The organism is Streptomyces sp. NPDC096205, assembly GCF_044763135.1.
Classification (GTDB): domain Bacteria; phylum Actinomycetota; class Actinomycetes; order Streptomycetales; family Streptomycetaceae; genus Streptomyces.
Genome location: NZ_JBIWFS010000001.1, coordinates 1,327,274 through 1,337,599 on the forward strand (window position 1 = coordinate 1,327,274; position 10,326 = coordinate 1,337,599).

Below are 10,326 nucleotides of genomic sequence, written 5' to 3' on the forward strand. Positions count from 1 at the left end.
CACCACACCGAGGGGGCGCCATGCATCAGACGGCCCACGTCGACACCTTCGCGCGCGACCACCTCCCGCCGCGCGAGCAGTGGCCCGAACTCCGCTTCGACCTGCCGGAGCTGCACTACCCCGACCGGCTGAACTGCGCGGCCGAACTGCTCCACGGCCCGCCCGGCGACCGCCCGGCGTTCCACACCCAGGACGCGACCTGGACGTACGGCGAGCTGCGCGCCCGGGTCGACCGGATCGCGCACGTCCTCACCGGCGAGCTGGGGGTGGTGCCCGGCAACCGGGTGCTGCTGCGCGGCCCCACCACGCCATGGCTGGCGGCGTGCTGGCTGGCGGTGCTGAAGGCCGGCGCGGTCGCCGTCACGGTCCTCGCCCAGCAGCGCCCGCACGAGCTGCGCACCATGGGCGAGATCGCCCGGGTGGAGCACGCCCTGTGCGACATCCGCTCGGTCGACGACCTCGTCAAGGCGGAGATTCCGGGGCTGCGCATCACGACGTACGGCGGTGACGGCCCGGACGACCTGCTGCGCAGGCCCGCTCCGGACACGCCGTACCGGGCCGTGGACACCGCGGCCGACGACGTGGCACTGATCGCGTTCACCTCGGGCACCACAGGTCGCCCGAAGGGGTGTATCCACTTCCACCGGGATGTGCTGGCGATCGCCGACACCTTCTCCCAGCATGTGGTGCAGCCACATCAGGACGATGTCTTCGCGGGCAGTCCCCCGCTCGGCTTCACCTTCGGCCTCGGCGGTCTCGTCGTCTTCCCGCTGCGCGCCGGCGCCTCCGCCCTGCTCCTCGAGCAGTCCGGCCCCCGCCAACTGCTGCCCGCGATCGCCGAGCACCGCGTCTCGGTGCTGTTCACGGCGCCGACCGCCTACCGGGCCATGCTCGCCGAGGCGGACGGGCACGACCTGGGCTCCCTGCGCCGCTGCGTGTCGGCCGGCGAGAACCTCCCCGAGGCCACCTGGCACGCCTGGCACGAGCGCACCGGCCTGCGGATCATCAACGGCATCGGCGCCACCGAGCTGCTGCACATCTTCATCTCCGCCGCCGACGACGCCGCCCGCCCCGGCCGCACCGGCGTCCCCGTCCCCGGCTGGCAGGCGCGCGTGCAGGACGAGAACGGCGACCCCGTGCCCGACGGCGAACCCGGACTGCTCGCCGTACGCGGCCCGGTCGGCTGCCGCTATCTCGCCGACCCGCGCCAGAGCGTCTACGTCCGGGGCGGCTGGAACGTCACCGGGGACACCTACGTCCGCGAACCCGACGGCTGGTTCCGCTATGTCGCCCGCGCCGACGACATGATCATCTCGGCCGGGTACAACATCGCGGGCCCCGAGGTCGAGGACGCGCTGCTGCGTCACCCGGACGTGGTCGAGGCAGCCGTGGTCGGCCGGCCCGACGAGGCCCGCGGCCAGGTCGTCGTCGCCTTCGCCGTCCTGCGCGAGGGCGCGAGGCGGGACCCGGACGCCCTGCGCGCCTTCGTCAAGCAGGAGCTGGCACCGTACAAGTGTCCGCGCGAGATCGTGTTCCTGGACGCCCTGCCGCGCACGGCCACCGGCAAACTCCAGCGCTTCCGGCTGCGCACCGAGGGTGACCAGCAGTGATGCCGACGACCTAAGATGATCAACGTGTCCGACCAGCATGCTCCGCGGTCTTTGATCGTCACGTTCTACGGCGCGTACGGCCGCCTCTTCCCCGGCCCCGTGCCCGTCGCCGAGCTGATCCGGCTGCTCGCCGCGGTGGGCGTGGACGCGCCCTCCGTGCGGTCGTCGGTGTCCCGCCTCAAACGCCGCGGCCTGCTGGTGCCGGCCCGCACGGCCGAGGGCGCGGCGGGCTACGAACTCTCCCCCGACGCCCACCAGTTGATGCGGGACGGCGACCGCCGGGTGTACTCCACCGCGCCGCCCGAGGACGAGGGCTGGGTCCTGGCCGTGTTCTCGGTGCCGGAGTCGGAGCGGCAGAAACGGCATGTGCTGCGCTCCCGGCTGGCCGGGCTCGGCTTCGGCACGGCCACGCCCGGCGTGTGGATCGCCCCGGCCCGGCTGTACGAGGAGGCCCGGCACACCCTTCAGCGGCTGCGCCTGGACCCGTACGTCGACTTCTTCCGCGGTGAGCACCTCGGCTTCGCGGCGACCGCCGAGGCCGTCGCCCGCTGGTGGGACCTGGCGGCGATCGCCAAGGAGCACGAGGCGTTCCTCGACCGGCACGCGCGCGTGCTCGACGCCTGGGAGGGGCGCGCGGACACCCCGCCCGAGGAGGCGTACCGCGACTACCTCCTCGCACTGGATTCCTGGCGCCATCTGCCGTACACCGACCCCGGCCTGCCCGCGCACCTGCTGCCCGCCGGCTGGCCGGGCGCCCGCTCCGCAGCCGTGTTCCGCGGCCTGCACGAGCGACTGCGGGACGCGGGCGCCGAGTTCGCCGGCGTCAGAGGCTGAGGCGCGGTTTCGGGGCGTCCGTGCGGCCGGTGTTGGGCCGTCTGCTGCCCGCCTTGTAGGGGTCGGGCCAGACCACGCCCGGTCCGTCGTAGCCCTGCTCGGCGGCCGCGTGCAGCGTCCAGTGCGGGTCGTACAGATGCGGCCGGGCCAGCGCGCACAGGTCCGTGCGGCCCGCCAGGATCAGGGAGTTGACGTCGTCCCAGGAGGAGATCGCGCCGACCGCGATCACCGGGACGCGCGCCTCGTGCCGGATGCGGTCGGCGAACGGCGTCTGGTACGACCGCCCGAACTCCGGCCGCTCCTCGGCCACCACCTGCCCGGTCGACACGTCGATCGCGTCGGCGCCGTGCGCCACGAAGGCCCGCGCGATCCGCACGGCGTCCTCGGCGGTGTTGCCGCCCTGCGCCCAGTCGGTGGCCGAGATCCGCACGGTCAGCGGCTTCTCCTCCGGCCACACCCGGCGTACGGCGTCGAAGACCTCCAGCGGGAACCGCAGACGCCGCTCCAGCGAGCCGCCGTAGGCGTCGGTGCGCAGGTTGGTCAGCGGGGAGAGGAACCCGGAGAGCAGATAGCCGTGCGCGCAGTGCAGTTCGAGCAGATCGAACCCGGCGCGGGCGGCCCGCCCGGCCGCGGCCGTGAACTGCTCGCGCAGATCCGTCAGTTGGGCCCGGGAGAGCTGGCGCGGGGTCTGGCTGCCCGGCTTGTACGGCAGCGGGGACGCGGCCACCAGCGGCCAGTTGCCCTCGGGCAGCGGCTCGTCCAGGCCCTCCCACATCCGCTGCGTCGAGCCCTTGCGGCCGGAGTGGCCGAGCTGGATGCCGATCGCCGTGCCGGGCGCCTGCGTGTGCACGAAGTCGACGATCCGCTTCCACGCCTCCCCCTGTCTGCCGTTGTACAGACCGGCACAGCCCGGCGTGATCCGGCCCTCCTCGCTCACGCACACCATCTCGGTCATCACCAGCCCGGCCCCGCCGAGCGCCCGCGCGCCGAGGTGCACGAGGTGGAAGTCGCCGGGTACGCCGTCCTCGGCCGAGTACATGTCCATCGGCGAGACGACGACCCGGTTGCGCAGGGTCAGCCCGCGCAGCCGGAACGGGGTGAACATCGGGGGCGTGCCCGGCGGGCAGCCGAACTCCCGCTCCACGGCCTCGGTGAAGTGGGCGTCGCGCAGCCGGAGGTTGTCGTGGGTGACGCGGCGGCTGCGGGTGAGCAGGTTGAACGCGAACTGGCGCGGCGGCTGGTCGAGGTAGGAGGCGAGGTTCTCGAACCACCCCAGGCTGGCCCTGGCGGCCCGCTGCGTGGAGGCCACGACGGGCCTGCGCTCCTCCTCGTACGCCGCGAGGGCCTCCGGCAGACCGGGCTGCTCCTGAAGGCAGGCCGCCAGGGCGAGGGCGTCCTCGACCGCGAGCTTGGTGCCCGAGCCGATGGAGAAGTGGGCCGTGTGGGCGGCGTCCCCGAGCAGGACGAGGTTCTCGTGGGACCACTTCCTGTTGACGATCGTACGGAAGGTCGTCCAGGTGGAGTTGTTGGAGTGCAGCGGCCTGCCGCGCAGCGCCTCCGCGAAGATCTTGGCGCACCGGTCGATCGACTCGCCGGTGTCCTGTTCGTCGAAACCGGCCGCGCGCCAGACCTCTTCGCGCATTTCGACGATGACCGTGGAGGCGTCGACCGCGTACGGGTAGCCGTGGAGTTGCATCACGCCGTGTTCGGTCTCGGCGATCTCGAAGCGGAAGGCTTCGAACGGGAAGTCGGCGGCGAGCCAGATGTAGCGGCAGTGGTGGGTGTCGATGGTGGGCCGGAAGGTGTCGGCGTAGGTCTGGCGGGTGGTGCTGTTGACTCCGTCGGCGGCGATGACGAGGTCGTGGGTGTCCTTGAGGCCGGGCGGGGCCTCGGTGCGGAAGCGGAGGTCGACGCCGAGGTCGTTGCACCTCTTGTGGAGGATCTGCAGGAGGCGTTTCCTGCCGAGGGCCGCGAAGCCGTGGCCTCCGGAGGTGTGGCGGGTGCCTCGGTGGATCATGTCGATGTCGTCCCAGCGTACGAAGTGCCGCTGGAGGGACTCGTAGACGGTCGGGTCCGCGTGTTCGATGCCGCCGAGGGTTTCGTCGGAGAGGACGACTCCGAAGCCGAAGGTGTCGTCGGGGGCGTTGCGTTCCCAGAGGGTGATCTCGCGGGTGGGGTCGAGGCGTTTGAGCAGGGCTGCGGCGTAGAGGCCGCCTGGGCCGCCGCCGATGATCGCGATCCGGTGGGGGTGGCTTGTCGTCGTTGGCGGCTGCGGGTTGTCTGTGGTTGCTCGCGCAGTTCCCCGCGCCCCTGAGGCACCCATGTCAGCGTCCCTTCCATTTCGGGGGGCGCTTTTCTGCGAATGCGGCGTGGAACTCGGCGTAGTCCTCGCCGTTCATCAGGAGGGCCTGGGTCGAGGCGTCCATCTCCACCGCCGCTGCCAGCGGCATGTCCAGCTCCGCTGTCAGCAGGGCCTTCGTCTGGGCGTGGGCCAGGGCGGGGCCCTCGGCGAGGCGGCGGGCGAGTTCCTGGGCCCGCTCGTCGGCGCGGCCCTCCTCCGTGAGTTCGCTGATGAGGCCGATGCGTTCTGCTTCCGGGGCTCTCACCTGGTCGCCCAGCATCAGCAGGCGGGTGGCGTGGCCGAGGCCGATCACCCTCGGGAGGAGGTACGCCGCGCCCATGTCGCCGCCGGAGAGGCCGACGCGGGTGAAGAGGAAGGCGAAGCGGGCCGAGGGGTCGGCGACCCGGAAGTCCGCTGCCAGGGCGAGGACCGCTCCCGCGCCCGCGGCCACGCCGTGGACGGCCGCGATCACCGGGAAGGGCGCCTCGCGGATCGCCCGGACCACCTGGCCCGTCATCCGGTTGAAGTCGAGGAGCTGAGCGGTGTCCATCGACAGGGTCGCGCCGATGATCTCGTCCACGTCGCCGCCGGAGCAGAAGCCGCGGCCCTCACCGGCCAGGACGAGGGCCCGTACGGCCCGTTCCCGGGACAGCTCGGCGAGCAGGTCGCGCAGGTCGGCGTAGGCGCCGAAGGTGAGCGCGTTGAGCTTGGCCGGGCGGGCGAGGGTGACGGTGGCGACGCCGTCGGTGAGGTCGAGGCGCAGATGGCGCCAGTCGGCGGTGCGGGTGGCGGAGCCGGTGAAGGGACTCATGACGTGCGGCCTCCTCGGGCGGGCACTGCCTCACAGAGCTCTGTCCCTCGAAGTTATCACCGATCCGTGACTGCCGTCACGAGAGCGCGACAGGCTGGCTCGTGCCCGGATGTCACAGACGTCACCGGCGCTCCCTGGGTCCTCTACAGCGTCGTAACAGCGGGAGTGGATGCGGGAGGCGGGGCGTTGCCCGGGGTAGGCCGCAGACAGCGGGGCCGAACGCCCCGTGCGACGCCCGTCGTGCGACTGCGCCGGGGGCGCCGTACCATTCCTAAGGTTGAAAGCAGGACAGCCTGATGATCACGGTCGGGACCCCCTGCGCCATGAACGGACTCACCTTGCACGAACGCCCCGCACCCCCCGCCTCCTGGCGCGTCGCGCTGCCGCACTCCACCGCGGCCGTGCCCGTGGCGCGTGCGCTGGTCCGGTCGGCGCTGACGGAGGGGGAGCACGGCGCGGACTGCGACACCGCGGAGCTGCTGACCGCGGAGCTGGTGGCGAACGCCGTCGAGCACACCGCCGGACCCGCTCCCATAGAGCTGGTCGTCCGGCTGGGGCCGGCCGGCTGCCAGGTCGAGGTGCACGACCCCGACCCGGAGCCGCCCGGCGATCTCGCGCACGCCGCGGACGAGGTGCCCGATGTCTGGCAGGAGGGCGGGCGCGGGCTGCTGCTGATCCGCGCCCTCAGCTCGTCCTGCGGGCACCGCCCCACCGAGTCCGGCAAGGCGGTGTGGTTCAGACTGCCTGCGGTACCGCCTCAGCGGCGTCCTGGGCCGGCTGAGTGACCGGCGTCGTAAGCCGCGAGTTGCGGCGGCCGTAGCCGAGGTAGATCAGCAGGCCGACCGCGAGGAACACGGCGAACTGGACCCAGGTCTGCCAGCCGGTCTCGTACATCAGGTACAGGCAGAAGCCGACGCCGAGCAGCGGCACGACCGGGAACAGCGGCACACGGAAGGTGCGCGGCAGCTCCGGCTCGTTGCGGCGCAGGGCGATCACCGCGATGTTGACGACGGCCATGATGGCGAGCGTGCCGATGGTGCACAGGTTCATCACCGCGTCCAGGGAGGCGAAGGCCGCCGGGACCGCGAAGACGACCGCGACGATCATCGTGCCGGCGACCGGCGTGGCGGTGCGCGGGGAGACCTTCTCGAAGACGGCCGGGACGAGACCGTCGCGGGACATGGACAGCAGGATGCGGGTCTGGCCGTACATCACGGCGAGCACCACCGAGGCGATGGCGACGACCGCGCCGAAGGCGACGATGGCGCCGCCGATCGTGGAGCCGGTGACCTGGTTGACGACGTACGACAGCGCGGCGGGGCGGCCGCCGACCTCGTCGGCGCCGACGGCCCCGATCGCGGCGAGCGCGACGGCGCAGTAGAGCAGGGTGACGACGCCCATGCAGACGAGGATCGCGATGGGCACGTCCCGGCGCGGGTTCTTGGCCTCCTCGCCGGTGGTGGTGATCGCGTCGAAGCCGATGTAGGAGAAGAAGGCGGCGGTGGTGCCCGCGCCGATGCCGCCGAGGCCGGCCGGGGTGAAGGGGCTGAGGTTGCCGTCCTTGAAGGCGCTGTAGCCGATCGCGCAGAACGCGAGCAGGATGGCGAGCTTCAGCACGGCCATGGCGGCCGTCGCCCGGGCGCTCTCGCGCACACCGCGCACCAGCAGCACGCAGGCCATGGCGATGACCAGCACGGCGGGGAGGTTCGCGATGCCGCCCTCGCCGGGTCCGGCGGACAGCGCGGCGGGGAGCTGGACGCCGAGGACGCTGTCGAGCAGTTCGTTGACGTACTGGCTCCAGCCGACCGCGACGGCCGAGATGGAGATGCCGTACTCCAGCAGCAGGCACCAGCCGATGAGGAAGGCGGTGGTCTCGCCGAGGCTGGCGTAGGCGAAGGAGTACGAGGAGCCGGAGACCGGGATCGCGCCGGCCAGCTCGGCGAACGCGAACGCGGTGAACACGCAGGTGATCGCGGCCAGGACGAAGGAGACGACGACCGCGGGGCCGGCCTGGGCGACCGAGTCGGACAGGCCGACGAAGATGCCGGTGCCGACGATCGCGCCGACGCCGAAGCAGATCAGCTGGAACAGGCCCATCGTGCGACGCAGGCCGTGGCCCTCGCGGTCGGCACCGGATTCGGCGACCAGAAGGGCGGGGGATTTGATGCGGGGCATTGCGGGTGGTGCTCGTTTCTGGGGACGGGGTGCGCCCGGGTGGGGGCGCGCGACGGCCGCGGAAGGGGTGGCTCCGGGCCGCCGGACAGCATAAGGCCTGATCAGGCCCTGGACGCGTGAAGGTTGCCTCAGGCGAGCGTGGCTACGAGCACGGCCTTGATGGTGTGCAGCCGGTTCTCGGCCTCGTCGAAGACGATCGAGTGGGCGGACTCGAAGACCTCGTCGGTGACCTCCAGCGATTCCAGGCCGTAGGTCTCGAAGATCTCCTGGCCCACCTTGGTGCCCAGGTCGTGGAAGGCCGGCAGGCAGTGCAGGAACTTCACGTCGGGGTTGCCGGTGGCGCGCAGCACGTCCATCGTCACGGCGTACGGGGCGAGGGCGGCGATGCGCTCCTCCCAGACACCCTTGGGCTCGCCCATGGACACCCAGACGTCGGTGGCGACGAAGTCCGCGCCGCGCACGCCCTCCTCCAGGGACTCGGTGAGGGTGACCCGAGCGCCGCTGGACGCGGCCAGCTCGTGCGCCCGGTCGACGATCTCCTGGGCCGGCCAGTACGACTTCGGCGCGACGATCCGTACGTCCATGCCGAGCAGGGCGCCGGTGATCAGGTAGGAGTTGCCCATGTTGAAGCGGGCGTCGCCGAGGTAGGCGAAGGCGATCCGGTCGAGCGGCTTGCTGCTGTGCTCGGTCATGGTGAGCACGTCGGCGAGCATCTGGGTGGGGTGCCAGTCGTCGGTGAGGCCGTTGTAGACGGGCACGCCCGCGTAGGCGGCCAGTTCCTCGACCTTGGCCTGGCTGTCGCCGCGGTACTCGATGCCGTCGAACATCCGGCCGAGGACCCGGGCGGTGTCCTTCACCGACTCCTTGTGCCCGATCTGCGAGCCGGACGGGTCGAGGTAGGTGGTGGAGGCGCCCTGGTCGGCGGCGGCGACCTCGAACGCGCAGCGGGTGCGCGTCGAGGTCTTCTCGAAGATCAGCGCGATGTTCTTGCCGGTGAGGTGCCGCTGTTCCGTCCCGGCCCGCTTGGCCGCCTTCAGCTCCGCGGCCAGCTCGACGAGACCGCGGAACTCCTGAGCGGTGAGGTCCAGCTCCTTGAGGAAGTGGCGGCCGGCGAGGGCGGTCGGGACAGTCGCCATGGGGGCGCTCCAGTAGGGACGAGAACAAGGACGATGTAACTCTATACGAAGCTCAGAATTTCTATACGGCGTCTCGCTCCACGGGACAGCTCATACAGCGCGGTCCGCCCCTCCCCCGCCCCAGCTCGCTGCCCGGGATCTCGATGACCTCGATGCCCTGCTTGCGCAGATGCGTGTTGGTGGTGGAGTTGCGCTCGTAGGCGACGACCACGCCCGGCTCGACGGCGAGGACATTGCAGCCGTCGTCCCACTGCTCACGCTCGGCCGCGTGCACGTCCTGGGTGGCGGTCAGGACCCTGATCTCGCTCAGCCCGAGCGCGGCGGCGATCGCGCGGTGCATGTGCTCGGGCGGATGGTCGGTGACCTTCAGCTCCTTCTCGCCGGCGCCCGGTTCGATGGTGTAGGAGCGGAGCATGCCGAGGCCGGCGTACTGGGTGAAGACATCGCCGTCGACCATGGTCATCACGGTGTCGAGATGCATCAGGGCGCGCCGCTTGGGCATGTCGAGCGCCACGATCGTCTGCGCGGACCCGGCCGCGAACAGCTTGTGCGCGAGCATCTCGACGGCCTGCGGGGTGGTGCGCTCGCTCATGCCGATCAGGACGGCGCCGTTGCCGATCACCAGCACGTCACCGCCCTCGATGGTGGACGGGTAGTCGGCCTGGCCCTCCGACCAGATGTGGAACGGCTCGTCACGGAAGAGCGGGTGGTGCCGGTAGATGGCCTCGAAGTGCACGGTCTCGCGCTGCCGGGCGGGCCAGCGCATGGCGTTGATGGAGACGCCGTCGTAGATCCAGGCGGAGGTGTCGCGGGTGAAGAGGTGGTTGGGCAGCGGGCGCAGCAGGAAGTCGTCGAGGTCCATCACATGGAAGCGGACCGAGGTGGGCTCGGTGTGCCCTTCCAGGAACTCGCGCTTGGTCATGCCGCCGACCAGCGCCTCGGCCAGGTCCCGGGCGGGCATGGCCTCGAAGGCGGCGCGCAGATGGCCGGTGGCCAGTGGCCCGTACTCCTTCTCGTCGAAGACCTGGTCCAGGACGAGCGCTCGGGCCGCCGGGATCTCCAGGGCCTCGGTGAGCAGGTCGCCGAAGAGGTGCACGGCGACCCCGCGGTCGCGCAGCACGTCGGCGAACCCGTCGTGCTCGGCGCGCGCCCGGCGCACCCAGAGCACGTCGTCGAAGAGCAGGGCGTCCTTGTTGCTGGGGGTGAGCCTTTTGAGCTCGAGATCCGGCCGGTGCAGGATGACGCGGCGCAGCCGCCCGGCCTCGGAGTCGACTTGGAATCCCATGCCTCCATCCTGACCATCGGCGACCGGCTTCACCCCCTTCTCGCTCGTTTCCGCTCACGCTTGTTTTCGTCCTCTTGACGATAAGGAGGCCCTCCGCTTATCGTCTTGATGACGAGAACAAACGAGGGGGCTCT

The 10,326-nt window shown here is 71.4% G+C and carries 8 protein-coding genes; 3 read left to right on the forward strand and 5 right to left on the reverse strand.

The annotated features are described in order from the left end of the window. Nucleotides 1–20: 20 nt before the first annotated feature. Nucleotides 21–1,610 (forward strand): AMP-binding protein, encoded by a 1,590-nt coding sequence (locus ACIQ6Y_RS05630; protein ID WP_404033319.1) that lies wholly within the window; start codon nucleotides 21–23, stop codon nucleotides 1,608–1,610. Between the two features lie 15 nt (nucleotides 1,611–1,625). Continuing rightward, nucleotides 1,626–2,444 carry a PaaX family transcriptional regulator C-terminal domain-containing protein gene (locus ACIQ6Y_RS05635; protein ID WP_404033322.1) on the forward strand — a complete coding sequence of 273 codons (819 nt, stop codon included), beginning with the start codon at nucleotides 1,626–1,628 and terminating at the stop codon, nucleotides 2,442–2,444. Here the strand turns inward: ACIQ6Y_RS05635 and ACIQ6Y_RS05640 are convergent. Continuing rightward, entirely contained in the window at nucleotides 2,434–4,767 is a 2,334-nt protein-coding gene (locus ACIQ6Y_RS05640) for a bifunctional salicylyl-CoA 5-hydroxylase/oxidoreductase (RefSeq protein ID WP_404033325.1), read from the reverse strand. The two genes, ACIQ6Y_RS05635 and ACIQ6Y_RS05640, sit on opposite strands and share 11 nt — an antisense overlap. A gap of 1 nt (nucleotide 4,768) precedes the next feature. Beyond that, complete coding sequence (locus ACIQ6Y_RS05645) at nucleotides 4,769–5,596, reverse strand: enoyl-CoA hydratase family protein (RefSeq protein WP_404033328.1); 828 nt, start codon at nucleotides 5,594–5,596, stop codon at nucleotides 4,769–4,771. Between the two features lie 323 nt (nucleotides 5,597–5,919). Between ACIQ6Y_RS05645 and ACIQ6Y_RS05650 the strand changes: the two genes are divergently transcribed. Then, nucleotides 5,920–6,381, forward strand: a complete 462-nt coding sequence (locus ACIQ6Y_RS05650) for an ATP-binding protein (protein ID WP_404033331.1) — start codon at nucleotides 5,920–5,922, stop codon at nucleotides 6,379–6,381. Here the strand turns inward: ACIQ6Y_RS05650 and ACIQ6Y_RS05655 are convergent. From ACIQ6Y_RS05655 to ACIQ6Y_RS05665, 3 genes are all read right to left on the reverse strand, one after another. After that, on the reverse strand, nucleotides 6,332–7,771 hold the full coding sequence (locus tag ACIQ6Y_RS05655; RefSeq protein WP_404033334.1) for an amino acid permease: 1,440 nt from the start codon (nucleotides 7,769–7,771) through the stop codon (nucleotides 6,332–6,334). The two genes, ACIQ6Y_RS05650 and ACIQ6Y_RS05655, sit on opposite strands and share 50 nt — an antisense overlap. Before the next feature lie 128 nt (nucleotides 7,772–7,899). Beyond that, a complete protein-coding gene (gene argF / locus ACIQ6Y_RS05660) occupies nucleotides 7,900–8,907 on the reverse strand; it encodes an ornithine carbamoyltransferase (protein WP_404033336.1) in 1,008 nt (335 codons plus the stop codon). A gap of 61 nt (nucleotides 8,908–8,968) precedes the next feature. Further along, entirely contained in the window at nucleotides 8,969–10,192 is a 1,224-nt protein-coding gene (locus tag ACIQ6Y_RS05665) for an arginine deiminase (RefSeq protein ID WP_404033338.1), read from the reverse strand. Between the last annotated feature and the right edge of the window lie 134 nt (nucleotides 10,193–10,326).